This is a genomic window from Curtobacterium sp. ABR8, assembly GCF_057812125.1.
Genome location: NZ_CM173818.1, coordinates 1938508 through 1965354 on the forward strand (window position 1 = coordinate 1938508; position 26847 = coordinate 1965354).

At 70.2% G+C, this 26847-nt stretch carries 20 protein-coding genes; 13 read left to right on the forward strand and 7 right to left on the reverse strand.

Annotation, left to right across the window (positions count from 1 at the left end; translation table 11 throughout):
- The first annotated feature begins 108 nt into the window (after positions 1-108).
- From ACXKZB_RS09340 to ACXKZB_RS09350, 3 genes are read left to right on the forward strand one after another with little or no spacing between them, the layout of a single operon-like run.
- Positions 109-1734 carry a glycosyltransferase family 2 protein gene (locus tag ACXKZB_RS09340; RefSeq protein ID WP_488825845.1) on the forward strand — a complete coding sequence of 542 codons (1626 nt, stop codon included), beginning with the start codon at positions 109-111 and terminating at the stop codon, positions 1732-1734.
- Positions 1727-3358, forward strand: coding sequence for a glycoside hydrolase family 26 protein (locus tag ACXKZB_RS09345; RefSeq protein ID WP_488825846.1), 1632 nt, complete (start codon positions 1727-1729; stop codon positions 3356-3358). The genes ACXKZB_RS09340 and ACXKZB_RS09345 overlap by 8 nt, the downstream gene beginning before the upstream one ends.
- Positions 3355-4782: a UDP-glucose dehydrogenase family protein gene (locus ACXKZB_RS09350; protein ID WP_488825847.1), complete on the forward strand. Its 1428-nt coding sequence runs from the start codon at positions 3355-3357 to the stop codon at positions 4780-4782. The genes ACXKZB_RS09345 and ACXKZB_RS09350 overlap by 4 nt, the downstream gene beginning before the upstream one ends.
- Positions 4783-4998: 216 nt before the next feature.
- On the opposite strand, the gene glnA is transcribed toward ACXKZB_RS09350, so the two are convergent.
- The gene (glnA, locus tag ACXKZB_RS09355) at positions 4999-6423 is read right to left on the reverse strand and encodes a type I glutamate--ammonia ligase (protein WP_123312781.1); all 1425 of its coding nucleotides are present in this window, start codon (positions 6421-6423) and stop codon (positions 4999-5001) included.
- Between the two features lie 140 nt (positions 6424-6563).
- On the opposite strand from glnA, the gene ACXKZB_RS09360 reads away from it, so the two are divergent.
- Entirely contained in the window at positions 6564-7019 is a 456-nt protein-coding gene (locus ACXKZB_RS09360) for an RDD family protein (RefSeq protein ID WP_123312780.1), read from the forward strand.
- A 350-nt stretch (positions 7020-7369) separates the two neighbouring features.
- Here the strand turns inward: ACXKZB_RS09360 and ACXKZB_RS09365 are convergent, their stop codons facing one another.
- Positions 7370-8083 carry a DUF4191 domain-containing protein gene (locus tag ACXKZB_RS09365; protein ID WP_123312779.1) on the reverse strand — a complete coding sequence of 238 codons (714 nt, stop codon included), beginning with the start codon at positions 8081-8083 and terminating at the stop codon, positions 7370-7372.
- A gap of 128 nt (positions 8084-8211) precedes the next feature.
- Between ACXKZB_RS09365 and ACXKZB_RS09370 the strand changes: the two genes are divergently transcribed.
- Positions 8212-9027 carry a hypothetical protein gene (locus ACXKZB_RS09370; RefSeq protein WP_488825849.1) on the forward strand — a complete coding sequence of 272 codons (816 nt, stop codon included), beginning with the start codon at positions 8212-8214 and terminating at the stop codon, positions 9025-9027.
- 105 nt (positions 9028-9132) lie between these two features.
- Here ACXKZB_RS09370 and sucB read toward each other — a convergent pair whose 3' ends face one another.
- From sucB to ACXKZB_RS09385, 3 genes are all read right to left on the reverse strand, one after another.
- Positions 9133-10629: a 2-oxoglutarate dehydrogenase, E2 component, dihydrolipoamide succinyltransferase gene (sucB, locus tag ACXKZB_RS09375; RefSeq protein ID WP_123312777.1), complete on the reverse strand. Its 1497-nt coding sequence runs from the start codon at positions 10627-10629 to the stop codon at positions 9133-9135.
- Positions 10630-10702: 73 nt separating this feature from the next.
- Entirely contained in the window at positions 10703-12076 is a 1374-nt protein-coding gene (gene lpdA / locus ACXKZB_RS09380; RefSeq protein WP_111086393.1) for a dihydrolipoyl dehydrogenase, read from the reverse strand.
- Positions 12077-12230: 154 nt separating this feature from the next.
- Positions 12231-13739 carry a leucyl aminopeptidase gene (locus ACXKZB_RS09385; RefSeq protein WP_488825850.1) on the reverse strand — a complete coding sequence of 503 codons (1509 nt, stop codon included), beginning with the start codon at positions 13737-13739 and terminating at the stop codon, positions 12231-12233.
- Positions 13740-13814: 75 nt separating this feature from the next.
- Here ACXKZB_RS09385 and ACXKZB_RS09390 point away from each other — a divergent pair, with 75 nt between their 5' ends.
- The 6 genes from ACXKZB_RS09390 (at position 13815) to ACXKZB_RS09415 (ending at position 20274) form a co-directional block, all read left to right on the forward strand.
- Positions 13815-14744 (forward strand): proteasome assembly chaperone family protein, encoded by a 930-nt coding sequence (locus ACXKZB_RS09390; protein ID WP_123292679.1) that lies wholly within the window; start codon positions 13815-13817, stop codon positions 14742-14744.
- 156 nt (positions 14745-14900) lie between these two features.
- On the forward strand, positions 14901-16220 hold the full coding sequence (locus tag ACXKZB_RS09395) for an MFS transporter (protein ID WP_488825851.1): 1320 nt from the start codon (positions 14901-14903) through the stop codon (positions 16218-16220).
- A 193-nt stretch (positions 16221-16413) separates the two neighbouring features.
- Positions 16414-17664: an RNA polymerase sigma factor gene (locus ACXKZB_RS09400; RefSeq protein WP_488825853.1), complete on the forward strand. Its 1251-nt coding sequence runs from the start codon at positions 16414-16416 to the stop codon at positions 17662-17664.
- Positions 17665-17668: 4 nt separating this feature from the next.
- Entirely contained in the window at positions 17669-18928 is a 1260-nt protein-coding gene (locus ACXKZB_RS09405) for a MurT ligase domain-containing protein (RefSeq protein WP_488825854.1), read from the forward strand.
- Positions 18925-19698 (forward strand): type 1 glutamine amidotransferase, encoded by a 774-nt coding sequence (locus tag ACXKZB_RS09410; RefSeq protein ID WP_488825855.1) that lies wholly within the window; start codon positions 18925-18927, stop codon positions 19696-19698. The genes ACXKZB_RS09405 and ACXKZB_RS09410 overlap by 4 nt, the downstream gene beginning before the upstream one ends.
- A 126-nt stretch (positions 19699-19824) precedes the next feature.
- Entirely contained in the window at positions 19825-20274 is a 450-nt protein-coding gene (locus ACXKZB_RS09415) for a hypothetical protein (protein WP_488825856.1), read from the forward strand.
- A 79-nt stretch (positions 20275-20353) separates the two neighbouring features.
- Here ACXKZB_RS09415 and ACXKZB_RS09420 read toward each other — a convergent pair whose 3' ends face one another.
- Positions 20354-20578 (reverse strand): DUF7455 domain-containing protein, encoded by a 225-nt coding sequence (locus ACXKZB_RS09420; RefSeq protein ID WP_071255055.1) that lies wholly within the window; start codon positions 20576-20578, stop codon positions 20354-20356.
- 168 nt (positions 20579-20746) lie between these two features.
- Between ACXKZB_RS09420 and ACXKZB_RS09425 the strand changes: the two genes are divergently transcribed.
- The gene (locus ACXKZB_RS09425; protein WP_488825857.1) at positions 20747-22873 is read left to right on the forward strand and encodes a DNA gyrase/topoisomerase IV subunit B; all 2127 of its coding nucleotides are present in this window, start codon (positions 20747-20749) and stop codon (positions 22871-22873) included.
- Between the two features lie 239 nt (positions 22874-23112).
- On the opposite strand, the gene ACXKZB_RS09430 is transcribed toward ACXKZB_RS09425, so the two are convergent.
- The gene (locus ACXKZB_RS09430) at positions 23113-25599 is read right to left on the reverse strand and encodes a DNA gyrase/topoisomerase IV subunit A (protein ID WP_123312768.1); all 2487 of its coding nucleotides are present in this window, start codon (positions 25597-25599) and stop codon (positions 23113-23115) included.
- Positions 25600-25661: 62 nt separating this feature from the next.
- Between ACXKZB_RS09430 and ACXKZB_RS09435 the strand changes: the two genes are divergently transcribed.
- Positions 25662-26828 carry an alkaline phosphatase family protein gene (locus ACXKZB_RS09435; protein WP_488825858.1) on the forward strand — a complete coding sequence of 389 codons (1167 nt, stop codon included), beginning with the start codon at positions 25662-25664 and terminating at the stop codon, positions 26826-26828.
- The last annotated feature ends 19 nt before the right edge of the window (positions 26829-26847 follow it).

A 26847-nucleotide genomic window follows, 5' to 3' on the forward strand; every position in this document is an offset into this window, starting at 1 on the left:
GGTCGCGTTGCGCGGGGGTTCAGGTTTCTGCGTCAATGGCATCACCCGAACCGACCCTGATTCCCCAACGTCGCGGAATCTCCACCTCGAACGTTGAAGCAGGGATCAGTGTTCACCTTCATTCTGCAGATCAGGCAGATGGTCGAAGGCCACCCCGAGTTCTACCTGTTCGCCGTGTACTCCGCGGTGATCTGGTTGCTCTGGTTGGTCAAGGTCGTCATCTCCGCCCGCTACCGCCCGTTCACCGGCACCTTCGTCGGTACCACCAGCGTCGTCGTCCCCGTCGTGGACGAACCGCTCGACCTGTTCCGCGACGTCATCGGTCGCATGGTCGAGCAGCGACCCGGCGAGATCATCGTCGTCATCAACGGCGCCCGCAACGAGGCGCTCGAAGCCGTCTGCGACGAGTTCGCCCCGCTCGTCCGATGGACCCACACGCCCATCCCGGGCAAGCGCAACGCCGTCAAGGTCGGCACCGAGATGTCCAACGGCGACATCACGGTGCTCGTCGACTCGGACACCGTCTGGACCCCCGGCGCGCTCGAGGAACTCCTCAAGCCCTTCGCCGACGAGTCCGTCGGCGGCGTCACGACCCGGCAGCGCATCCTCGAGCCCGAGCGCAGCTGGATCACGCGCTGGGCCGACTGGCTCGAGAACTCCCGAGCGCTGTACTCGATGCCCGCGCAGAGCGTCCTCGGGCAGATCGGCTGCCTGCCCGGCCGCACGATCGCGTTCCGCCGGAACATCCTCGTCCGGGTCATGGACAAGTTCATGCACGAGAAGTTCATGGGCGTCTTCCTCGAGGTCTCCGACGACCGCACGCTGACGAACCTCACGCTCAAGGAGGGGTACCGGACCGTCTACCAGTACACCTCGCTGGTCTACACGGACGCCCCGCTGCAGGTGAAGAAGCTGTTCAAGCAGCAGCTCCGCTGGGCCCGCGGCTCGCAGTACAACACGCTGCGCATGCTGCCGTGGATGCTCGGCCACGCCCCGGTGCTGGCGGCGTTCTTCATCACCGACATCATCCTGCCGTTCATGCTCTTCGGCGTCATCGCCGGCTGGGTCTACCGGGCCTTCACCGGGCAGGGCGAGAACCTGTACCAGGGCATCCTGTCGCAGTACGGCTTCTCGACCGGCTTCGTCTACGTCGCCGCGCTGATGGTCGTGTCGTCGGTGCTCAGCATGGCCATCCGGCAGATGCGCCACCTGGCCGAGAAGCCGAGCGACTTCTTCCGCCTGCCGATGTTCATCATCGTGTCGACGTTCTTCCTGATGCCGATCCGGCTCATCGGCTTCTTCCGCCTGGCGCACGCGTCCGGCTGGGGGACCCGGGCCGGCGCCTACGCCGGCGGTCCGATGCAGGAGGACCCGGCCGACAGCGTCCAGCCGACCACTCCGGGCACGCAGATCCCGTTCAGCCCGATCGACGCGGCGGACCGCGCCCAGGCGCTCGACGGGTTCGTCCAGCTGCAGGGCACACCGTCCGGCGCCGCGCACGAGCAGGTGGCCGTGGACCGCGCGTTCGACGAGCTCTTCGGCGCCGACGCCACGACCAACTCCACCGCGACCGTGCTCGCGACCCGGCGCGAGGCAGCAGCGGCGTTCGCCGACCAGCAGCCCGCGGCCCCACGGACCGCCCCCGTGAAGGCCCGCCGGTACAACCCGTACGCCGCGATCCCGTACTGCATCGGCTTCGCGATCTTCGCCCTGGAGGCGTTCCTCATTGTCTGACATCATCCGCTCCTCGAGTACCTGGTGGGCGCAGTCGAGCAAGCACGCCCGCTGGACGGCCGTCGGCACGACCGCCATCGTCCTCGCGCTCGCCCTCATCACCTGGTCGGTCTGGGTCTCCCCGGCCGGCCCCGTCTCCACCGCCGTCCACCAGGCGCTCGGGGTCACCGCCCCGAAGGCCAAGAAGGTGTCCGCCGCCGAGCTGCAGACGCAGCTCGACGCCGCCCAGGACCGCATCTGGGCGCTCGAGGGCAAGCTCGACTCCCGCACGGCCCAGGCCGGGTCGCGCGGCGACCAGATCACGCAGCTCAAGGCGCAGATCGCGTCGCTCCAGTCCCAGCTCGGTTCCGCGAAGGGCTCGGGAGGCTCGTCCTCCGTCAACGCGTCGGGTTCCGGTGCGAACGGGGCCGGCACCTCGGGCTCCGGCTCGGGTTCCGGTTCGGGTTCCGGGTCCGGCGGGGCCGGCGGGTCCGGTGGGTCCGGTGTTTCCGACAACGGGTCCGGCTCGGGGAGCGGCTCGGGCGGCGGCTCCGGCGGGTCTGGCGGGTCTGGCGGGTCCGACGGTTCCGGCGGCGGCTCCGGTGGGGTCACCAACCCCAACCCCGGCCCGTCGACCGACCCGGGCACGACACCCGTGGCCGTCCCGACGAAGGCGGACATCCTCGGGCAGCAGTCCCGCTGGTACGGCCTGTACACGGCGCAGTCCCCGTTCAACTGGTCCGAGTACGACCAGGTCTCGCAAGAGGTCGGGAAGGCGACGAACATGGTCGGCTTCTTCCAGGGCTTCGACCAGGACTTCAACCAGAACGCCGTCCAGCGGTCGTGGGCGAACGGGCGTCTGCCGATGATGACGTGGGAGTCGGTGCCCGCCAAGACGGGCAACGACCAGCCGTACGTCGAGGGCTACACCAACGAGGACGTCATCTCCGGCAAGTTCGACGCCTACCTGACGCAGTACGCCAAGGCGCTGGCGGCCAACGGCCAGCCGCTCGTCATCCGGTTCGACCACGAGATGAACGGTCAGTGGTACAACTGGTCCGAATCGGCGAAGCAGCAGAACGCCGCCGGCTCGTACACCGCGATGTGGCAGCACGTCTGGAACGTCTTCCAGGCCAACGGGGCGAACCAGTACGCCATCTGGGACTGGTCGCCGTCGCGCATCGACAAGCTCGGCAACGCGAAGTACCAGACGCTCGAGTACATGCAGAACTACTACCCGGGCGCCGAGTACGTCGACTGGGTCGGCATGAGCGGCTACTACCGTGACGCCACCGAGCAGCCGACCTTCGAGAACACGTTCGGCGCGACGCTCGCCCAGATCCGGCAGGTCGCGCCGGGCAAGGGCATCGTGCTCAACGAGATCGGGGCCACCGAGACCGGGGGCAGCGTCACGAACCCGCAAAAGACCCAGTGGATCGACTCGCTCTTCGACGCCCTGGCCGACCCCGCCAACTCGGACATCATCGGCTTCGCGTACTTCAGCGAGACCGCGACCACGATCGTCGACGGCACACGCACCACGAACGACTGGCGGCTCAACTCACGAGCCGACTCCCTGGCGGCCTTCGCCGAGGGCATCAAGCGCAACGACATCGACTACGACCTGCAGGAGGTCACGCCATGACCGCGTCCAAGAAGTCGCCCGACCAGGCCGACACCCGTCCCGCACCCGTCATCAGCGTCATCGGCACCGGCTACCTCGGTGCCACCCACGCGGCCGCCATGGCCGAGATGGGCTTCGAGACCATCGGCGTGGACGTCGACCCGGCGAAGCTCGCCGCACTGTCCGCTGGCGAGGTCCCGTTCTTCGAACCCGGGCTGCCCGAGCTCATCACGAAGCACGTCGCGAGCGGCAAGCTCCGGTTCACCGCCGACATCGCGTCGGCCGTCGCCGCCGCGGACGTCCACTTCGTCTGCGTCGGCACCCCGCAGAAGGCGGGCTCGCACGCCGCCAACCTGGCGTACGTCGAGAGCGCCACCCGCGGTGTCGCCGAGAACCTGACCCACCCGGGCCTCATCGTCGGCAAGTCGACGGTCCCGGTCGGCACCGCAGCGCGGCTGCGCGGCATCGTCCGCGAGTTCACCCCTTCGGGGATCGACGCCGAGCTCATCTGGAACCCGGAGTTCCTCCGCGAGGGCAAGGCCGTCGAGGACACCCTGCACCCGGACCGCCTGGTCTGGGGCGGTGCGTCCGAGGCCGCCGACGCCGTCATCCGCGAGGTCTACGCCGCGCCCATCAGCGAGGGCACCCCGGTCATCACCACCGACCTGGCGACTGCCGAGCTCGTCAAGGTGAGCGCGAACGCGTTCCTCGCGACGAAGATCTCGTTCATCAACGCGATCTCGGAGATGTGCGCGATCACCGGCGCCGACGTGTCGACGCTCGCCGACGCCCTCGGGCACGACGCCCGCATCGGCCGGAAGTTCCTGAACGCCGGCCTCGGCTTCGGCGGCGGCTGCCTGCCGAAGGACATCCGTGCCCTCATGCACCGCGCGAACGAGATCGGCGCGGGCCAGGTCGTCGGGCTCATGCAGCAGGTCGACGAGATCAACATGGGCCAGCGTCAGCGGGTCATCGACATGGCGATCGACTCGGCCGGGGGATCGGTGCTGAACCGTCGCGTGGCGGTGATCGGCGCCGCGTTCAAGCCCCTCACCGACGACGTGCGGGACTCCCCGGCGCTCAACGTCGCCGCCGCACTGCACCTGCGTGGTGCGCAGGTCACCCTCTGGGACCCCGAGGCGATGGAACCCGCGAAGCGCTCGTTCCCGACGCTGAGCTACGCCGCGTCGATGACGGACGCGATCGAGGGCGCCGACGTCGTCCTGGTGCTCACCGAGTGGGACGAGATCATCACCGCCGACCCGGTCGCCCTCGGTGACCTCGTCGGCCGCCGCGTCGTCATCGACGCGCGCAACTGCCTCCCGGTCCACGACTGGGTCAAAGCGGGGTGGACCGTCCGTTCCCTGGGACGGCCCACGCCGGTCACGGGTGCACCCGTGAGCGTCGCAGCGGGGTCGAACGACTCGTTGGCCACGGCTCGGTAGTCACCGTTCGCGAAGCGGGGTCCGTGCCGGGCGGCACGGGCCCCGTTCCCGTGTGCGCTGGCGTGCGGTGCGTCCGCACCCCGCGCTCCAGCCGGCCGAATCGTCTCGCGAAAGCGACAGAATCCCGTGGATGGTTCGCGGCACACTGTCGCTGTCGCGACACACAGACGAAGGCCCCGCACCTGACGGTGCGGGGCCTTCGTGTGTCAGTGACGATCAGACGCCGAAGTACAGCTCGTACTCGAACGGGTGCGGGCGCTGGGCCAGCGGGAGGATCTCGTTCTCGCGCTTGTAGTCGATCCAGGTCTGGATGAGGTCCTCGGTGAAGACGTTGCCCTTCGTGAGGAACTCGTGGTCCGCCTCGAGGAAGTCGAGCGCCTCGTCGAGCGAGCCGGGGACCTGGGGGATGCCCTTGGCTTCCTCGGGCGGGAGCTCGTAGAGGTCCTTGTCGACCGGCTCGTGCGGCTCGATGCGGTTCTGGATACCGTCGAGGCCGGCCATCAGCTGCGCGGCGAAGGCGAGGTACGGGTTGCCCGAGGCGTCCGGTGCGCGGAACTCGATGCGCTTGGCCTTCGGGTTGGTGCCCGTGATCGGGATGCGGATCGCAGCCGAACGGTTACCGGCCGAGTAGACCAGGTTGACCGGCGCTTCGAAGCCCTTGACCAGGCGGTGGTACGAGTTGATCGACGGGTTCGTGAAGGCGAGCAGCGCCGGAGCGTGCTTCAGCAGACCGCCGATGTACCAACGAGCGAGGTCCGACAGGCCGCCGTAGCCGTTCTCGTCGTAGAACAGCGGCTTGCCCTCCGACCAGAGCGACTGGTGGGTGTGCATGCCCGAGCCGTTGTCGCCGAAGAGCGGCTTCGGCATGAACGTCGCGACCTTGCCCCACTGGTCAGCGGTGTTCTTCACGATGTACTTGAACTTCAGGATGTCGTCCGCGGCGTGGACCATCGTGTCGAACTTGTAGTTGATCTCCTGCTGGCCGCCCGTGCCCACCTCGTGGTGCGAGCGCTCGAGCTCGAAGCCGGCGTCGATCAGCTTGAGGGTGATGTCGTCGCGCAGGTCGGCGGTCTTGTCGACCGGCGACACGGGGAAGTAGCCGCCCTTGTACGGGGTCTTGTTGGCGAGGTTGCCGCCCTCTTCGTCACGACCGGTGTTCCAGGCACCCTCTTCGGAGTCGACCGCGTAGAACGACTCGTTCTGGGTGACGGAGTAGCGGACGTCGTCGAAGATGTAGAACTCGGCCTCGGGGGCGAAGAACGCGGTGTCCGCGATGCCCGTCGACGCGAGGTACTTCTCGGCCTTCTTCGCCACCTGGCGCGGGTCGCGGCCGTAGATCTCGCCGTTCCGTGGGTTGTAGATGTCGAAGATCATGATGAGCGTGCGCTCGGCTCGGAACTGGTCCACGTACGCGGTGGTCACATCGGGGATCAGCTGCATGTCGGACTCGTGGATCGACGCGAACCCACGGATCGAGGAGCCGTCGAAGAGCTGGCCGACCGAGAAGAAGTCCTCGTCGACGGTCGAGGCGGGGATGTTGAAGTGCTGCTGCACACCCGGCAGGTCCGTGAATCGGATGTCGAGGAACTTGACGTCGGTGTCCTTGATGAAGGCCAGGACCTCGGAGGAATCGCTGAACATGGGGCCGATCTCCAATGGGTTGGGTGATGTCGGAGGCACCGATCAAGGCACCTCCGACGAGGCTATTGACACGGGGTTTCCCGGACGTGACTGGATTGTTTCAGGCGTGTTACGGGCGGCCGGTCGCCTACGCTTGTCGCATGGCCAGCAGCTCCTCCAGACCGTCCGCGCCCTCCGAGCACCCGGACGGCTGGCCTGGCAAGGACCTGGGGCTGCCCGAGGACGGTCCCCGCAGCGTCGGGCGGATCGGACGGCGGATCGTCGCCCTGCTGATCGACGGGGCACTCGCCGACCTCATCGCCTACGTGACCGGGGTCTGGTCGCCGGTGAACGGTTCCGGGGACATCGCGCACTCGTGGGTGCAGCTGGCGATCTTCGCCGCGCTCCAGGTGCTCTTCATCTGCCTGCTGTCCGGCTCGTTCGGGCACATCTGCGTCGGTCTTCGCGTCGTGCCGATGCGCGGGGGCTACGTCGGGGTGTGGCGTCCGGTCGTCCGGACCGTCCTGCTCTGCCTGGTGGTGCCGGCGCTCATCATCGACCGGGACAGCCGCGGCGCGCATGACCGCATCGCCGGGACGGTGCTGGTCCGGCGCTGACCCGGGGCCACCGGCGGCACCGCACGGTGCGAGGTTCGTCGCCGGGTGCGCCTGCGTGCTGCGGCGCACGGTGCGAGGTTCGTCGCCGGGTGCGCCTGCGTGCTGCGGCGCACGGTGCGAGGTTCGTCGCCGGGTGCGCCTGCGTGCTGCGGCGCACGGTGCGAGGTTCGTCGGCACGTGGGACGTTGCCCGCTCGGTGCAGCGCGACAGGCTCGCACCGAGCGGCCAACCCCGCACCAGGTAACCGAAGCCGCACGGTGCGCTCGGCCAGTGCCACCCGCTGCACGCACACAGAACGCCCCCGACCTGGCACGGTCGGGGGCGTTCTGCAGTGCGGCGTCGGGGACGGATCAGCGCGGACGGCCGGCGCGGGCCCGCATCGGGTCCATGCCCTTCGGGATCGCGGCCGCGGGGCTCTGCGTCAGGGAGTCGAGGCGGTTCGCGACCGCCAGGACCTCGTTGCGGTTGAGCGACTTCTTGAACTTGTTCATCGCACGGGGGAGCTTGTGCAGGGTGATGGTGTCGTCGCCGTCACCGACGCTGACCACGTGGACCGCGACGTTCGGGACGATGCGCTGCACCTTGCGGCGCTCTTCGTCGAGCTGCCGCTTCAGGTTGCCGCGCTGGCCCTCGGTGATGAGGACGACGCCGGGGCGACCCACCGCGCGGTAGACCGCGGACTGCGAGCGGCCGTGCACGGCGACGGGCATCTCGCTCGAGCGCCACTGCCGACGCAGCGAGTTGGAGAGCACCGCACCGACGGCGCCGGGCTGTCCCTCGATCTGGGAGTACGCGGCGCGTTCGGCCAACCGGCCGAGGACGATCAGGAAGAGGAGCACGCCCATCAGGACACCGGCGACGATCCACAGGATCATCGCGAGCCAGTTCTGTCCGGGGAGCACCAACGCCAGCACGATGCCGAGGACGACCGGGCCGACGAATGCGAGGGCGAACCACCAGACCGACGACGGATCGGCCCGCCGGGTCATCTGGAAGACCTGGAACATCTGCTTGAGACGCCCCGGCTCCTTCGCCTTCGTGTCTGTGGAAGTGCTGCGTGCCATGCTGACAGGATACGGCCTCCGCGGTCCGGGGGAGACCGCAGCCGGTCCGGCTGTGCGCGAACATGCGTTGTCCACAGGTCGGGCCGGACGGCCAGGAGGCCCGACCCGCGTCCGACACGCTCGTCACCATGGACACGAGCACCGACCAGGGCACCCACGGCGCCCGCACCGACCGTTGGGTCGCGCAGGCCGACGACGCTGCAGCTGCCTCGTGGGTGGCGGACCGGTGCGCCACCGGGCACCGCCACCTGGTGCCCGTCTCGGCGGTCGGCCGGACCGTTGACGGCGCACTCGTGGTGCTGCTCGACCGCCCGTGCGGGACGCCGCTCCCGGCTGCGCTCGAACGGCTCGGCGCCCCGACGACCGGGGTCGCGGTGACCCTCTGCGTCCCGTTGCTCGAGCTGCTCGTCGCGGCGGTGGACGGTGCGCTGCGGCTCGGCGTCGCCGGGATCGACGACGTCCTGGTGGACGACGCCGGCGCCGTCGTGCTGTGCGACCACCCGGCTGGGGCAGTCCGCGACGGCACGGACCCGGGCAGCACCGACGCCGCACGCGTCCTCGTGCTCGCCGCGCGGGTGGTCTGGGACCGGGTGGACCCGCGCGATCCGTCGCGCGACCAGGTGGACGCCGCACTCGTCGCGGCACTGGACGGTGACCGCACCGCGGCGAGCACGGCCCTCGACACGGTGCGGGGCGCTGCGCCGCCACGGCCGTTCCGGTGGACGCCACCCCTGGCCGACCTGGTGTTCGCGGAGGCCGACCCGCCGCTCGATCCCGGTGGTGTGGCGGCTCGGCTGCGTGCGGTCGTCGAACTCGGCATCCCCGTCGGCGTGGAGCGACGCGTGCCGCTCCGGCGCGCCCTGGTCGGCGTCGTCGTCGCGATCGGCACGGTCGTCGCGGCCGTCTCCGCGCTCGGTGCCGGTGCGCCGGGCGGTGGTGGCTGACGCTTCGGCCACCGACGAACGAGGACCGCTCCGGCTCCCCACGAACGGGAACGGCCCCGGCTCCCCACGAAGGGGAACCGGGGCCGTCGGCCGTGCTGCGGGGTGTCAGTACCCGAGGTTGGGGGCGAAGTTGCCCTCTTCCAGGCGGTTCTTCACCGCGACCAGGTACCGCGACGCGTCCGCACCGTCGATGATCCGGTGGTCGTACGACAGCGCGAGGTAGACGAACGAACGGATCGCGATGGCTTCCTGGCCGTCGACCTTCACGACCGCGGGACGCTTCGTGACGATGCCGGTGCCGAGGATCGCCGACTGCGGCAGGAACACGACGGGGGTGTCGAACAGCGCACCACGCGAACCGGTGTTCGTCAGCGTGAACGTGCCGCCGGCGAGCTCGTCGGGCTTGAGCTGGTTGTTCCGGGTGCGCTCCGCCAGGTCCGCGATGGACTTGGAGAACTGCGCCAGGTCGAGCGACGCCGCGTCCTTGATGACCGGGGTCAGCAGGCCGCGCTCGGTGTCCACCGCGATGGAGACGTTCTCGGACTCCGGGTAGACGATCTCGTCACCCTCGACGGTCGAGTTGATCTTCGGGTGGGCCTTGAGTGCCTCGGAGGCAGCCAGGGCGAAGAACGGCATGAAGGAGAGCTTCGAACCGGTCTTCTCGAGGAACTCCGCCTTGTGGGCGTCGCGGAACTGCGCCACCTTCGTGACGTCCACCTCGACGACGCTCGTGAGCTGTGCGGTCGAGGTCATCGACTGCACAGCACGCTCGGCCACGACCTTGCGCAGGCGGGTCATCTTCTCGCGGGTGCCGCGCAGCGGCGAGACCTCGGCGACGAACGGACCGGACGCTGCGGCGGGTGCAGCTGCACCACCGGCGGCCGGGGCCTTCGCGACGGCCGCGAGCACGTCCTCCTTGCGGATCCGCCCGCCGACACCGGAGCCGGTGACGGTGGACAGGTCGACGCCCTGCTCGTTGGCGAGCTTGCGGACGAGCGGCGTGACGTAGCCGGAGGCTGCGCCGTCCTGCGACGGGTTCGGCACCGCGGCGGCGGTCGTCGCGCTGGGCGCTGCGGCCGGTGCTGCGGGGGCGGGGACCGCGGCCGGGGGAGCCGGGGCGGCGGCGGGCGGCGGGACCGGGGCTGCCTGCGGAACCGGGGCGGCGGCGGGCGGCGCGGACGGTGCCTGCGGGGCTGCGGGCTGCGTCTGTCCGGCCGGAGCCGGCTCGGGCTCGGTGGGCTCCGGGGCGGGGGTCTCGGACTCCTGCTCGGTGCTCGGCTCGGCCTCGGGGGCCTCTGCCTCGGCGGCGGCCTCGTTCGAGGACTCGTCGGACGAACCGGCGTCGGAGGAACCGGAGTCGGACGAGCCATCGCCGATCTTCACCAGCGCGGTGCCGACCTCGACGGTCTCGTCCTCCTGGACGAGGATCTCCTCGATGACGCCGGCGACGGGCGACGGGATCTCGGTGTCGACCTTGTCGGTCGAGACCTCGAGCAGCGGCTCGTCGACCTCGACCCGGTCACCGACGTTCTTCAGCCATCGGGTCACCGTGCCCTCGGTGACGCTCTCGCCGAGCGCCGGGAGGCTGACGGATTCGCTCATCGGGTGGACTCCTCTTCGCGGGGGGTTGCAGTTGTTGTTGATGTCATTGTCACAGGGCGCGGACTCGTGCGGGTCACAGCGCGTGCAGCGGCTTGCCCGCGAGGTGCATGAACGCCTCGCCCAGGGCCTCGTTCTGCGTCGGGTGGGCGTGCACGAGCGGAGCGATGTCCTCCGGGTACGCCTCCCAGTTCACGGCGAGCTGCGCTTCGCCGATGAGCTCGCCGACGCGGGCGCCGATCATGCTGACGCCGACGACGGGGCCGTCGACGACGCGGACGACCTTGACCGAACCGGACGTGCCGATGATGTGGCTCTTGCCGTTGCCGGCCAGGTTGTACTCGTACGAGTCCACCTTGTCGGCGCCGTACTCGGCCTCGGCCTTCGCCTGCGACAGGCCGACGGAGGCGACCTCGGGGTCGGAGTACGTGATCTTCGGGATGTTCTTGTCCTCGATGACCACCGGGTTGAGCCCGGCGATCTCCTCGGCGACGAAGATGCCCTGCTGGAAGCCGCGGTGCGCGAGCTGCAGGCCGGGGACGATGTCGCCGACCGCGTAGACGTTCGGCAGGTTGGTGGCGAGGCGCTCGTTCGTGGTGACGAAGCCGCGGTCCATGGCGACGCCGACCTCGTCGAAGCCGACGTTCTGCGTGACCGGGCCACGACCGACGGCGACCAGCAGGACGTCGCCGTCGAAGGTCTTGCCGTCCTCGAGCGTGACGACGACGCCGTTCTCGTGCTGCTCGACGCCCTGGAACCGGACACCCAGCGAGAATTCGATTCCGCGCTTGCGGAAGGCGCGCTCGAGCTGCTTCGACATGGACTCGTCCTCGGCGGGGACGAGGTGGGGGAGCGCCTCGACGATCGTGACCTCGGCACCGAAGGACTTCCAGACGCTGGCGAACTCGACGCCGATGACGCCGCCACCGAGGATGACGACCTTGTTCGGCACGTAGTCCATGCGCAGCGCGGTCTCGGACGTGATGACACGCCCGCCGATCTCGAGCCCCGGCAGGGACTTCGAGTAGGAGCCCGTCGCGAGCACGACGTTCTTGCCGACGATGTTCTGGTCGCCGACCTGCACGGTGTTCTGCGAGGTGAGTCGACCCCAGCCCTCGACGACGGTGATGCCGCGGGCCTTGATGAGGCCCTGCAGGCCCTTGTACTTCGAGGTGATGACGCCCTGCTGGTACTCGATGACCTTCGGGACCTCGACACCGGCGAACTCCGCGATCACGCCGTACTTCTCGGCGTCGCGGGTCGCGTCGGCGACCTCGGCCGCGTGCAGCAGCGCCTTGGTGGGGATGCAGCCACGGTGCAGGCACGTCCCTCCGAGCTTGTCGCCCTCGATGAGCGCGACGCTCATGCCGAGTTCGGCGGCCCGGAGCGCAGCGGCGTAGCCACCGCTCCCGCCACCGAGGACCACGACGTCGTAAGTCTGTTCCGTCACCTGGTGCAACTCCCTCGTGCGTGTCGGGCCGATCGGGCCCTACGTGGACACCGCGGGGGCGGCGTCCGACGGTCGGACCGCGTGGTTCCGGTCCCGTCCCGTGCAGTACCGGTGGGAGGCGCGTCGATGCCCCGTCCCACCGGTACCAAACCTACTACTCGGACTGGAGGTCTTCTGCGAGTGCGATGAGCGTGCGGACCATCACACCCGTCGCGCCCTTCCCGAGCCACCCGTAGCCGCCGCCCTTGTGCTCGGACGGGCCGGCGATGTCGAGGTGCGCCCACGGGATGCCCTCGCCGACGAAGCGCTCCAGGAACTTGCCGGCGAGCAGCATGCCGCCGGCCGGGTTGCCGACCGTGGCGTTGACCATGTCGGCGACGTCGCTGGCGAGCCGCGCGTCGAGTTCCTCGGGCAGGGGCATCGGCCAGATCGGCTCCGACACGCCCTCGGCCACGGCGCGGACCTTCGCGACGAGGTCGTCGCTGCCCATCAGGCCCGTCGTGCGGTCGCCGAGTGCGACGACCTGCGCGCCGGTCAGGGTGGCCACGTCGACGATCGCGTCGGGCGTCTCGAGCGAGGCGGCGGCCATGCCGTCACCGAGCACCAGGCGGCCCTCCGCATCGGTGTTCGTGACCTCGACCGTCTTGCCGTTCTTCAGCGTGAGGACGTCTCCCGGGCGGGTCGCCGTGTCCGACGGCATGTTCTCGGCGAGCGCGAGCCAGGCGGTGACGCGCACGTCGAGGCCGAGGCGCGCGGCGGCGACGGTCGCGGCGAGCACGGTGGCGGCGCCGGTCATGTCGGTCTTCATGCCGAGCATCGACGCCGCCGGCTTGAGCGAGAGCCCGCCCGAGTCGAACGTGATGCCCTTGCCGACGAGGGCGAGGTGCTTCGTGGCGGACTCCGGCGCGTAGCGGACGACGACCAGGCGCGGGGGACGGGCCGAACCGCGGCCGACACCGAGGATGCCGCCGAAGCCCTGCTCCTCGAGCGCCTGCTCGTCGAGGACCTCGACCGTCAGGGGCAGCCCCTCGGCCTGCGCGCGGGCGACGTCGGCGACGTCCTGCGGCCCGAGGTCGCCGGCGGCGGTGTTGACCAGGTCGCGGACGAGCGACGCGGCGTCGGCGACGATCGCGGGCCGGACTGCCGCGTCGGCGGCGACGTCGGCGGGCGCGACGACCTCGATGTGCTGGTCACCCCGCGTCGGCGCGGTCGTGCCGGCGCCCTTGTGGCGGGTGAAGGCGTAGGCGCCGAGTGCGGCGCCCTCGAGTGCGGCGTCGACGAGCTCGGCCGAGTCGGTCGGCAGGGCCAGGGTGATCGAGGCGACCTGCGGGAGCTGGCGGACGGCGCTGCCGGCGGCGGCACGGATCGCCGCGACACCGGTGGCCGACCCGAGACCGATGAGTGCGATCGAGGACGCGGCCACGCCGGTGCCGGGCAGCCGGACGAGCTGGTCCTTGGCGCCCGTGACGCCGATCGCGGCGAGGTCGAGCCCGGCGAGAGCCTCGACGACACCGGCGGCGCTCGGCGCGAGGGACGCGCCGGCAGCGGTGTCGCCGGACGGTGCGGCGTCGGTGGACGACCCGGGGCGGACCCCGACGACGAGCACGTCGGCGGTGGTGGTCTCGGGGGCGGAACTGGTGGTGGAGAGCGTCGGTCGGACCATGGGCCAAGCCTATCCGCGCGCTGTTCGCTGTCGGCGTGGCCGTCCCGCGCGGGGGCGTCGGTGGCCCCGCCTAGCATGGGGACGGTGAACCACCCCGAGGAGCTCTACACGTTCGACGAGGCCGCCCCGACCGTCCCGGCCGGACTGCACCTGGTCGCCGGGCTCACCGGTTTCGCCGATGCCGGCTCGGCCGTGGCCCAGGTGACGACGTCCGTGCTCGAGGACCTCGACACCCAGCTCGTCGCCGAGTTCGACCCCGACGTCCTGCTCGACTGGCGAGCCCGACGGCCGGTCATCACCTTCGAGCACGACCACATCGCCGCCGTCGAGCCGCCCCGGCTGGCGCTGCACCTGGTGCGCGACGAGATCGGCCAGCCGTTCCTCTTCCTGTCCGGGTACGAGCCGGACTTCCAGTGGAACCGGTTCGTGGACGCCGTCACCGGCCTCGCCGCCCGGCTCCAGGTCGCGGACACCACCTGGGTGCAGTCGATCCCGATGCCCGTCCCGCACACCCGGCCGATCAGCCTCACCGTCTCCGGCACCCGTGCCGACCTCGTCGAGCAGATGAGCGTCTGGAAGCCCGAGACGCAGGCGCCGGCGAACGTCCTGCACCTGGTCGAGCACCGGCTCGCGTCCACCGGCGCGCAGGTCACCGGCCTGGTGCTCCTCGTGCCGCACTACCTGTCGGACACCGAGTTCCCCGACGCGGCCGTCGCCGCACTGTCCGGCATCGCCGCGGCCACCGGCCTCATCTTCCCGACGGACGCCCTGCGCGAGGCGGGTCGCGAGTTCCTCACCCGGGTCGAGGAGCAGGTCGCCGGCAACGCCGAGCTGCAGCGGCTCGTCGGTGTGCTCGAGGAGCGGCACGACACGTACATGGAGGGCAACCCGGTCGCGTCGCCGCTCACCGACGTCGACGGCGAGGTGCCGACCGCGGACGCGATCGCGGCCGAGCTCGAGCGCTTCCTGGCGGATCGTCGCACCCAGGGTGACGGCGGCGAGTAGCCGGGTCGGGCCCTGGACGGTCCGGAACGGCGGCCAGGAGGCCCGTGGCGGGCCCGCACCGCGCCTCCCGTCCGTCGTCCGGTCGTGACCAGAGCGTCGCAAGCCTCGACGACAGCCGTCGCGTATCCGGCTCCGCCGGATCGGTAACCTGTCGGGGTGAACTCCCGTCGCGCCTTCCTCGTCTGGGGCATCGCGGTGCTCGCCTACGTCCTCGCGGTCGTCCAGCGGTCCTCGCTCGGGGTGTCCGGCGTCGACGCGCAGGACCGGTTCGCCGTGTCGGCGGCGGTGCTCTCCACGCTCGCGGTCGTGCAGATCGCCGTGTACGCCGGACTCCAGATCCCGGTGGGCGTCGCGCTCGACCGGGTGGGGCCGCGCAAGCTCGTCCTGCTCGGCGCCGCGCTGCTCGTGGTCGGGCAGGCCGTGGTGGCCTTCTCGCCGACGATCGGCCCGGCGATCGCGGGACGCGTGCTCGTGGGTGCCGGCGACGCGATGACCTTCATCTCGGTGATCCGTCTGGTGCCGATGTGGTTCAGCGGCCGGATCCTGCCGCAGATCTCGCAGTGGACGGGCAACCTCGGGCAGATCGGCCAGATCCTGTCGGCGTTCCCGTTCGCGGTGCTCCTGCACGCCGCAGGGTGGACTCCCGCGTTCGGGGTCGCCGCTGCGGTGAGCGCCGTCGGGCTCGTCCTGGCCTTCGTCTTCGTCCGGAACGGCCCGGTCGTCGTCCGGACCGGCACCATCCCGCTGCCGCACTCGTGGGGCGCCGCCTTCCGGACCTTCGGGCACGCGCTGCGGCGTCCCGGCACGCAGCTCGGCTTCTGGTCGCACTACGTGACGCAGTCCTCCGGCACGGTGTTCTCGCTGCTGTGGGGGGTCCCGATGCTCCGTGGGCTCGGTTACAGCCCTGCCGAGGCCGCCGGCTTCCTGACGATCATCGTCGCCGTGGGCTTCGCCGCCGGACCGGTGCTGGGCCTGTTGTGCGCGCGGTTCCCGATGCGCCGCTCGAACCTCGTGCTCGGGGTCGTCGTGCTGCTCGCCGTGGTGTGGACCGCCATCCTGCTCTGGCCCGGCCACCCGCCCACCTGGCTGCTCGTGCTGCTCGTCGTCGCGATGGGGATCGGCGGCCCCGGTTCACTGATCGGGTTCGACTTCGCCCGGACGTTCAACCCGGTCGGTTCCCTGGGGTCCGCGAACGGCGTCGTCAACGTCGGCGGCTTCCTGGCGGCGTTCGTGATGATGTACCTGATCGGGCTGCTGCTCGACGTGGTGTCCCGCGTCACCGGCGAGACCGTCTTCGCCTGGGACAACTTCCGGGTGGCCCTCACGGTGCAGTACCTGGTGGTCGGGTTCGGCGTCGCCATGCTCCTGCACGCTCGGCGCCGGACACGGCGAGTGCTCCACGCGGAGGAGGGAATACGCGTCGGCCCGCTCTGGGTTGCACTCGTTGCGCGCCTGCGGAAGCGGCACGTGCAATAATGATCACGGACCCACTCAGGACCCCCTTCCTGTCGGAGCACTTCGGAGCGCCGATCGACACGGGGGACTTGACATGGGTCTTAGTGCTGCCCGGAACGGTAGGACTCGACGACGCGGGGGACTGCGGCTCGGGCCCTGGGCGGCGAGGGAGGCCACGACCCCACGAACGTGGCACGACGAGAGAGGTGATCGCATGGCTGCCCGGAGCACGACGATCGATCCCACGAAGGACACGCAGCCCGAAGGTGCTGTGGCAGACGACGCCACGGACACCGAGGGAACCGACGCGCCGAAGAAGCGCGCCACCAAGGCCCCCGCCAAGAAGGCCCCGGCCAAGAAGGCCGCCCCGAAGGCGAAGAAGGTCGACCCCGTCGACGAGGCGAACGAAGCCACCGACGAGCCGACCGAGGACGTCGAGGACACCGACGACAAGGCGATCAAGCCCGACGCCGCCGCTGCGGTCGCCGCCGGCGCGCTCGTCATCTCGCAGACCGACGACGACGAGGCGCCGGTCTACTCCACGACCATCACGGGCGCGACCGCCGACCCGGTGAAGGACTACCTCAAGCAGATCGGCAAGGTCGCCCTGCTCAACGCCGAGCAGGAGGTCGAGCTCGCGATGCGCATCGAGGCCGGCCTGTTCGCCGAGGACAAGCTGCAGCACTCGACCGGCCTCACCAAGCCGGCCGAGCGCGAACTGCGCTGGGTCGCCCGCGACGGTCAACGTGCGAAGTCGCACCTGCTGGGCGCGAACCTCCGCCTCGTGGTCTCGCTCGCCAAGCGCTACACCGGCCGCGGCATGCAGTTCCTGGACCTCATCCAGGAGGGCAACCTCGGCCTCATCCGTGCGGTCGAGAAGTTCGACTACACCAAGGGCTTCAAGTTCTCGACCTACGCGACGTGGTGGATCCGCCAGGCGATCACCCGCGCCATGGCGGACCAGGCCCGGACCATCCGCATCCCGGTGCACATGGTCGAGGTCATCAACAAGCTCGCCCGCGTCCAGCGTCAGATGCTGCAGGACCTCGGTCGCGAACCCACTCCGGAAGAGCTCGCCCGCGAGCTCGACATGACCCCGGAGAAGGTCGTCGAGGTGCAGAAGTACGGCCGCGAGCCGATCTCCCTGCACACGCCCCTGGGTGAGGACGGCGATTCCGAGTTCGGTGACCTCATCGAGGACACCGAGGCGGTCGTGCCGGCCGACGCCGTGGGCTTCACGATGCTGCAGAAGCAGCTCGAGAGCCTGCTCGACTCCCTGTCCGAGCGCGAGGCGGGCGTCATCCGCATGCGCTTCGGCCTCGGGGACGGCCAGCCGAAGACCCTCGACCAGATCGGTGACACGTTCGGTGTGACGCGTGAGCGCATCCGCCAGATCGAGTCCAAGACGATGGCGAAGCTCCGCCACCCGTCGCGGTCGCAGTCGCTGCGCGACTACCTCGAGTAGGCCGATGCGGTTCTTCATCCCGATCCTGATCGGGCGGATCCTCCGTGCCCTCGCCCGAGCGCGGGGCGGGGGATCCGCGTACCCCGGCTTCATCGTGCTCAAGCTCGTGCCCGACTTCCTGCAGCACGTGACGAAGCAGTTCCCCAACGGTGTCGTCTTCGTGCTCGGGTCGAACGGCAAGTCGACGACGACGCACATGATCTCGGACATCGTCCGGGCGCACGGGCTCCGTGTCTTCACGAACCCCTCGGGCGCGAACCTGCCGCAGGGCATCGCGTCGGCGCTGTTGTCCGAGGTCTCGCTGACCGGTCGCCTGAAGGCGGACATCGGCATCCTCGAGGTCGACGAGGCCTTCGCGGTCGAACTCGCCGGCATCCTGTCGCCGTCCACGGTGACGATGCTCAACGTGCAGGTCGACCAGCTGTACCGGTTCTTCGAGACCGAACGCGTCGCCGACATGATGCTCGACACCGCGGCACTGTCGACGGCGAACGTCATCACGAACCGCGACGACCAGTTCCTCGACGCCTACGTGGCGCGGACCGGCCAGCGCGTGTTGCGCTTCGGTGCGAGCGCCGAGGTCGTCGCCGCGGCGCCGAACGGCCTGCAGAACGCCGACGACTTCGACCGGCAGGACGCCCAGCCGAACGCCGCCGAGGCCGAGGTCGTCGTGAACACCGGTGACGGTGCGACGATCCGTTTCGACGGCACCGAGATCCCGGTCCGGTTGCCGGCCCGCGGCCTGCACTACGCGGTCGACGCCGCCGCAGCCACCGCCACGGCCAGCGCGGCACTCGGCACGCAGTTCCGCGCCGACGCCGTCACGAAGGCCTTCGGCACGATGAAGCCGGCCTACGGGCGCGGCGAGCGACTCCCGATCGCAGGCGAGTCCGCCGAGTTCACGATGTTCAAGAACGCCGCGAGCCTCCAGCTCAACCTCGACGCGCTGCCGGACCGCCCCGAGCAGGTCCTCATGGCGATCGACGAGGGCACGCCGGACATCTCCTGGATCTACGACATCGACTTCTCGAAGCTCGACCACGTCGACGTCGTCTCCGGTGACAAGGCCTGGCAGATCGCGATCGCCCTCGAGCACGCCGGTGTCCGCATCGGTCGGGTCGAACCCGACGTCGAGGCCGCGATCAAGCACATGGAGCAGCTCGGTTCGACGACCAGCGGGACGAAGAACTTCATCGTCAACTACGAGATCATGATGATCGCCCGCAAGGCCCTCGGCCACCCGGACATGGAGAAGACCGCATGACGGCCGACCGGCTGACCATCCTGCACGTCTACCCCCGGCAGATGGGCGTCTCGGGCGATCGTGGCAACGTCGCGGCCCTCGTGCGCCGTGCCGCTGCAGCCGGCCTCGACACCGAGGTGCTCGAGTACGCGCCCGGCGACGAGCTCCCCGCGGCGGCCGACGTCGTCGTGATCGGCAACGGGCCGCTCAGCGCGATGCGGTCACTCGGCGCCGACGTCGCGCGCATCGGTGCCCCGCTCCGTGCCTTCGCCAGCGACGGGGTGCCGGTGATCGCGGTCGGCGGCGGGTTCGACCTGTCGACGAACGAGGTCGTCCCCACCGAGGGTGCACCGGTCGCCGGATTCGGCGTGTTCGACGCCCGCGCCGTCCGCGGTGCCGAGCGGCGCGTGAACTACTTCGTGCTCGAGACCCGGTACCCGCTGCTCCCCGGAGCGCCGAAGCGTCTCGCCGGCTTCGAGGACCACGCCACCAGCATCGAGCTCGCGGCCGGGGTCACTCCCTTCGCCGATGTCGTGTCCGGCGGCGGCAACCAGGCGGGCGCCCCGGTCGAGGGTGCGATCGTCGGCACGTCCTTCGGTACGCACACCCAGGGCCCGATCCTGCCGCTCAACCCGCAGCTGACCGACGGTGTCCTCGCCGCAGCCGCCGCACGGCTGGGCCGCGAGTACACGCCGGACCCGGAGCAGACGGCGACCATCGACCGCTACGCACGCGAGGCGCGCGCCACCGTCGACCGCTACGTCGACAAGGCGTTCAAGCGCATCGCGTGAGACACGACGAAGGCCGGGCCCGCAGGGGCCCGGCCTTCGTCGTTCCCGGGGGCGGTGGCAACTGTTGCCAGTTCCGGAACGTCGCGTTGTGCATGTGACATGTTGGGGGCGGACAAAGGAGGTCCCATGCAACGCAACACGCGCACACTCGCCCTGGTCGGTGCACTCGTCGTGACCCTGGTCGGTGCCGGTGCCGTCGGACAGACGACGACGGCCGAGGCGGCGATGACCCGGATCAGTCCGGCGTGTGCTTCGGTCCCGACGACCACGACGGAATCCGACGGCGTCCCCGGACCCGTGTTCTACAAGCGGCTGCAGTGTCTCGGCAGCATGGCCACATACACCGGCCCGATCGACGGCGTGATGGGGCCGATTTCGTGGATCGGCGCGTCCAACCAGCTCGCGAAGGGCGGGTACTACCAGGCCCCGGTCGCGTGGGGGTACGAGAGCAAAGACGTCGTGGCAGCACTGCAGCGATGGGCGGCCGCCCACGGCCGCTACAGCGGCCCCATCGACGGTGTCTGGGGGCCGAACAGCTACCGCGGCGCCGCCTGGGCGCTGAACCGCGCGTTCTGAGACGGGCAACAGACAGACGGGAGGCCCGGTGCCAGCTGGCACCGGGCCTCCCGTCTTGCTGTGCTCGCGCCTTCGCGCGCTACTTCGACTCGTAGAGTCGGCTGCTCTCGTCGTGCCACTCGATGGCAGTCGCCGCGAGCTTGTCCTTGAACTCGGCGCCGTGATGGGCGCAGAAGAACAGCTCGCCGCTCGACATGGTGGCTCGGATGTAGGCCTGCGCCCCGCAGCTGTCGCAACGGTCGGCGGCGGTCAGCTGGTGGTTGCTGACTTCGTCGATGGAGGGGTCCTGCACGGTCTGGGTCATTGCTGTGCTCCTCACGGATCGCAGGTGGTGCCGGGTGGTTGCACCATTTCAACACGTGATGCCTGAGAACGATGCATTGTGCAGCGCTGTTTCGCTGAGCGCGGACCGGTTGTCCCCAGTGCGAGTGTCCACGACGAGGGTGTCGGTGCCGCTCGGTAGCATCGGACGGTGAGCTCCGACTACTCCGCACGCCATCTCTCCGTCCTCGAAGGGCTCGAGGCGGTCCGGAAGCGTCCGGGGATGTACATCGGGTCGACCGACTCCCGAGGGCTCATGCACTGCCTGTGGGAGATCATCGACAACTCCGTCGACGAAGCCCTGGCGGGGCACGGCGACGAGATCGGCGTCGTGCTGCACGCCGACGGCTCGGTCGAGGTCCGCGACACCGCTCGTGGCATCCCGGTGGACGTCGAACCGAAGACCGGCCTGACCGGGGTCGAGGTCGTCTTCACGAAGCTGCACGCCGGTGGCAAGTTCGGTTCCGGGTCGTACGCGGCGTCCGGCGGTCTGCACGGCGTCGGTGCCTCGGTGGTCAACGCGCTGTCGGAGCGCCTCGACGTCGAGGTCGACCGCGGCGGCAAGACCTACGCCATGTCCTTCCACCGCGGCGAGCCCGGCACGTTCGACGACACGAAGGGGATCGGTCCGGACGCCCCGTTCAGCCCCTTCACCTCGGGCAGCGAGCTGCGGGTGGTCGGCAAGGTGAAGAAGGGCGTCACCGGTTCCCGCATCCGCTACTGGGCGGACCGGCAGATCTTCACGGCCGACGCGCGGTTCAGCACCGACGACCTGGTCACCCGCGCACGGCAGACGGCGTTCCTCGTTCCAGGACTCGGCATCACGATCACCGACGAGCGCGTGTCCTCGATCGAGGCCGCCGCCGCGCGTGCCGAGGCGACGGGCACCGCCGTCGAGGCCGGTCCGGTCGTCGAGCGCTTCCGCTACGAGGGCGGCATCGGCGAGTTCGTCGAGCACCTCGCCTCCGACACCGGCGTCACGGACGTCTGGCGCGTGCAGGGCACCGGGACCTTCACCGAAACCGTCCCGATGCTCGACGACAAGGGCCACATGGTCTCCACCGCGGTCGAGCGCTCCTGCGAAGTGGACCTCGCCCTCCGGTGGGGCGACGGGTACGAGACGGTGTTCCGCAGCTTCGTCAACATCATCGCCACGCCGAAGGGCGGCACGCACCAGGCCGGCTTCGAGTCCGGGTTGGTCAAGGCCGTCCGCGCACAGGTCGAGGCGAACGCCCGCAAGCTCAAGGTCGGGCAGGACAAGCTCGACAAGGACGACGTGCTCGCCGGCATGACCGCCGTCCTGACCGTCCGACTGCCCGAGCCGCAGTTCGAGGGGCAGACGAAGGAGATCCTCGGCACACCGGCGGTCCGGAAGATCGTCGACCAGGTCGTGTCGAAGCGCATCACCGAGATCCTGACGTCGACGCAGCGTACCGAGAAGGCCCAGGCCGCGACCCTGCTCGAGAAGGTCGTCGCGGAGATGAAGACCCGCATCTCGGCCCGCGCCCACAAGGAGACGCAGCGCCGGAAGAACGCGCTCGAGAACTCGTCGTTGCCGACGAAGCTCGCGGACTGCCGGTCGCAGGAGACCGAGGGCACCGAGCTCTTCATCGTCGAGGGCGACTCGGCCCTCGGGACCGCGAAGCTCGCACGCAACAGCGAGTACCAGGCGCTGCTGCCGATCCGCGGCAAGATCCTCAACGTGCAGAAGGCGTCCGTCTCGGACATGCTGTCGAACGTCGAGTGCGCGTCCATCATCCAGGTCATCGGCGCCGGCTCCGGTCGCACGTTCGAGATCGACCAGGCGCGGTACGGCAAGGTCATCATCATGTCGGACGCCGACGTCGACGGCGCCCACATCCGGACGCTGCTGCTGACGCTGTTCTTCCGGTACATGCGACCGATGATCGAGGAAGGCCGGGTCTTCGCTGCCGTTCCGCCGCTGCACCGGGTCGTCGTGGTGAACCGCGGCAAGCCCAACGAAACGCTCTACACGTACTCCGAGCAGGAACTGCAGACCGTGCTGAAGAAGCTCGAGAAGACCGGCAAGAAGTACCAGGAGCCGATCCAGCGGTACAAGGGCCTGGGGGAGATGGACGCCGACCAGCTCGCCGAGACCACGATGGACCGAGCGCACCGCACCCTGCGGCGGGTGAACATCACGCATGCCGAGAGCGCGGCGAAGGTGTTCGAGCTGCTCATGGGCAACGACGTGGCCCCGCGCAAGGAGTTCATCTTGGCCGGCGAGGGCCTCGACCGCGACCGCATCGACGCGTAGCGCGCCGGACCGCGGCGCCGCTGCTGGCCCGAGTCTCAGTGCCGCCAGAGCGACACCGTGACGCCACCCTGCGCCGTCCGTGCCGCTAACACGACAGTGTCCCGCGAACTGTTCGCGGGACACTGTCGCTTTCGCGGAGGGTGGGCGCAGCGCGGCGGAGGGTGGGCGCAGCGCAGCGCAGCGCGGCGGAGGGTGGGCGCAGCGCGGCGGAGGTGGGCGTAGCGCAGCGCCCCGCCCGCCTACGCGTCGCCGGCGGTACCGTCGAGCGCAGCGGCACTGCCACCGATCGAGCCGATGACGGCCTCGAGCGGCGCACCGGACCCGTCACGCTTCGACAGCCAGTCCGGCAGTGTCCGCGCCGCGCCGTCCGTGCCGACCGCGTGCGGGGGAGCGATGCCCGCCCAGCCCACGGTGAGCCCGTCCTCGCCCTTCAGGAACGCGTGCGCCCGGACGCCCTGGGTCGCACGGCCCTTGGCGGGGAACTCGGACAGTGCGGAGACCTTGGCGCGACCGGAGTCCGTGCCGGGCAGCGCCGTCGACGTCGTGGACACGGTGGCGACCACGGCGTCGTCGGAGCGGGCGACGGACCCGAACCAGATCACCGAGGCGCCGGAGGCCAGCGCCATGCCCGCGACACCGCCGGCGGGGAGCCCCTGGGCGCGGACGCCGGCCGCGGGGAACCGCAGGAGCTGAGCGTTCGAGCTGATGAACACCAGGTCGTCGGACTCGGGTGCCTGAGCGGCGCCGATCACCGTGTCGCCGGGCTTCAGGCCGATGGCGACGAACTCCGGCTTGTCCGGCCAGTTGCCGGGCACGACGCGCTTGACCACGCCCTGAGCGGTACCGATGGCGAGTGCGTCCGACGACGCGCCAGACAGGTCGACGAGTGCGACGACCGTCTCGCCCTTGGTGAGCGCCAGGAAGTCGGTGACCCGCACGCCGGCGTCGAGCCGGACGGCTGCGGGCGGCACCGCCGGGACGTCGACGGGGGAGAGCCGCAGCACCCGACCGGTGGAGGTCAGCGCGCCGACCTGGCCCCGGACGGTGCTCACCACGGCGGACCGGACGGCGTCGTGCTTGGAGCGCTTCGGCACGCGGACGATGCTGAGCTCCGACGTCGGGATGTCGACGCGGATGAGCCGTCCGGTGGTCGAGAGCAGCACACGGCACGGCGAGTCGGCGACCTGGAGCGACTCAGGGTCGACGGCTGCCTTGCGACCGCCCTTGACGGGTGCGTCGGCCTCGGTGAGCAGTGTGCGGCGCGGGGTGGCGAACCTGTCGGACACCTCGGTGAGCTCGAGCGCCACCTGGGCTCGCAGCCGTTCGTCGGACGCCAGCAGTTCCTCGAGCGCGGCGATGTCGGCGAGCAGCTGGTCGCGCTCGGCCTCGAGCTCCATGCGCGAGAACTTCGTCAGGCGCCGGAGCCGCAGCTCGAGGATGTACTCCGCCTGCACCTCGGACAGGTCGAAGACGTCGCGGAGTCGGCTGCGTGCCGCCTCGGAGTCGTCCGAGGTGCGGATGACCTGGATGACCTCGTCGATGTCGAGGATCGCGATGAGCAGTCCCTCGACCAGGTGCAACCGCTCGCGACGACGCGCGAGCCGGTACTCGGACCGCCGGGTGACGACCGACAGCCGGTGCTGCACGTAGACGTCGAGCAGCTCGCGCAGCCCGAGCGTGCGGGGCGACCCGCCGACGAGCGCGACGTTGTTGATGCCGAAGCCGTCCTCGAGCGGGGTGTGCTTGTACAGCTGCTCGAGCACCGCGGTGGGGTTGAAGCCGCTCTTGATGCCGATGACGAGCCGGAGCCCGTGGTTGCGGTCGGTCAGGTCGTTGACGTCCGAGATGCCGACGAGCTTCTTGGACTGGACGCCGTCCTTGATCTTCTCGATGACGCGCTCGGGGCCCACCAGGTAGGGCAGCTCGGTGACGACCAGTCCGACCTTGCGCGGCGTGAGGTTCTCGACGCTCACCTTCGAACGTGTGCGGAACGTGCCGCGGCCGGTGGCGTAGGCGTCGCGGACCCCGGAGAGGCCGACGATCGTGCCACCCGAGGGCAGGTCCGGGCCGGGCACGAACTCCATGAGCTCTTCGAGGGTGGCCTGGGGGTTCATGAGCAGGTGCTTCGCGGCCTCGACCACCTCGCCCAGGTTGTGCGGCGCCATGTTCGTCGCCATGCCGACCGCGATGCCCGAGGCGCCGTTGACGAGCAGGTTCGGGAACGCCGCCGGCAGCACGCCGGGCTGCATGATCTGGTTGTCGTAGTTCGGGACGAAGTCGACGACGTCCTCGCCCAGGCCCTCGGTCATCGCCATCGACGGTTCGGCCAGACGTGCCTCGGTGTACCGGGCGGCAGCGGGACCGTCGTCGAGCGAGCCGAAGTTGCCGTGGCCGTCGATCAGCGGCACCCGCATGGTGAACGGCTGCGCCATCCGCACCAGCGCGTCGTAGATCGCGCCGTCGCCGTGCGGGTGCAGCTTGCCCATCACCTCGCCGGTGACGCGGGCGCTCTTGACGTGCCCGCGGTCGGGCCGCAGACCCATCTCGGCCATCTGGTACAGGATGCGCCGCTGGACGGGCTTCAGGCCGTCACGCGCATCGGGCAGCGCCCGCGAGTAGATGACGGAGTACGCGTACTCGAGGAAGGAGCCCTGCATCTCCTCGGAGACGTCGACGTCCTCGATGCGCTCACCGTCGGGCAGGCCGACTGCGTCCGTGCGTGCCATGGCACCTTTCTGGGAGACCGGAGTCGTCTGGGAGACCGGGGTCGTCTGGAAGACTCTGTGGAATGGGAACAAGCGTACCGACGGCCCCCGACGCCGCCGCGAACCTCGCCGACGTCTTCCCGAGTTGCCTCGTGGCGCTCGGGGCTGCGGACGACGCGTGGTCGCGTGACAACGGCCTGGAGGCCCGGATCGCCCTCCGTCCCGCCCGTTCCGCGATCGTCGTCCTGGTCGACGGCCTCGGTTCGGTCGCGCTGTCGGCTCGCGCCGGCCACGCCCGCTGGCTGACCGCGGCGAAGGGCACCGGCACCACGAAGAAGCTCCGCAGCGGGTTCCCGACCACGACGGCCGCGGCACTGAGCACCCTGACGACCGGACGGTCGCCCGGCACGCACGGTGTCGTCGGCTACAGCGGCTGGAACCCGGACACCGGCGCGGTGATGAACCTGCTCGGCGGGTGGGACACCGAGGTGCCGGCGGACTGGTTCCTCGTCGAGACGCTGTTCACCCGGGCCGCGGAGCTCGGCGTCGACCCCGTCGTCGTCGGTCCGGAGCGCTACCGGGCGTCGGGCATGACCGCGAACGTCCTCGGTGGCGCGCGGTACGTGGCAGCGGACACGATCCCGGAGCGCATCGACGGCGCCCTGGCCGAGACCGCCACCGGCCGGTCGCTCGTCTACCTGTACGTGCCGGAGCTCGACTCGATCGGTCACAAGTCCGGATGGCAGTCCGACCGGTGGACGGCGACGCTCGAGCTGCTCGACGGCGAACTCGCCCGCCTCGACGCCCGTGGTGCGCGCGACGTCGGCATCCTGGTCACCGCGGACCACGGTGTGCTCGACGTGCCGGACCACGCGAACATCGCCGTCGACCCGCTGCTGCTGACGGACGTCGTCGGGGTGGCGGGCGACCCCCGGTGCCGCCAGTTCACGGTGGCGCCGGGCACCGACGTGCGCGGGCTCGTCGGGGCCTTCCGCGCACGCTACGGCAAGAAGGCGTACGTCGCGAGCCGTGACGAGGCGATCGCCGCCGGCTGGTTCGGTGCGGTCTCGCCGGAGGTGGTCCCGCGCATCGGCGACGTGATCGTCGTGGCACGCGGCTCGTGGGCGTTCAACGACGACCGGGCGCTGCGCGACGGCGAGGTCCCGAAGCGCATGATCGGACAGCACGGTGCGATGACCGACGAGGAGACCCTCGTGCCGCTCCGGCTCGCCGGGGCGTTCGCGCAGTAGCCGGTCGCCGGTCGCCGGC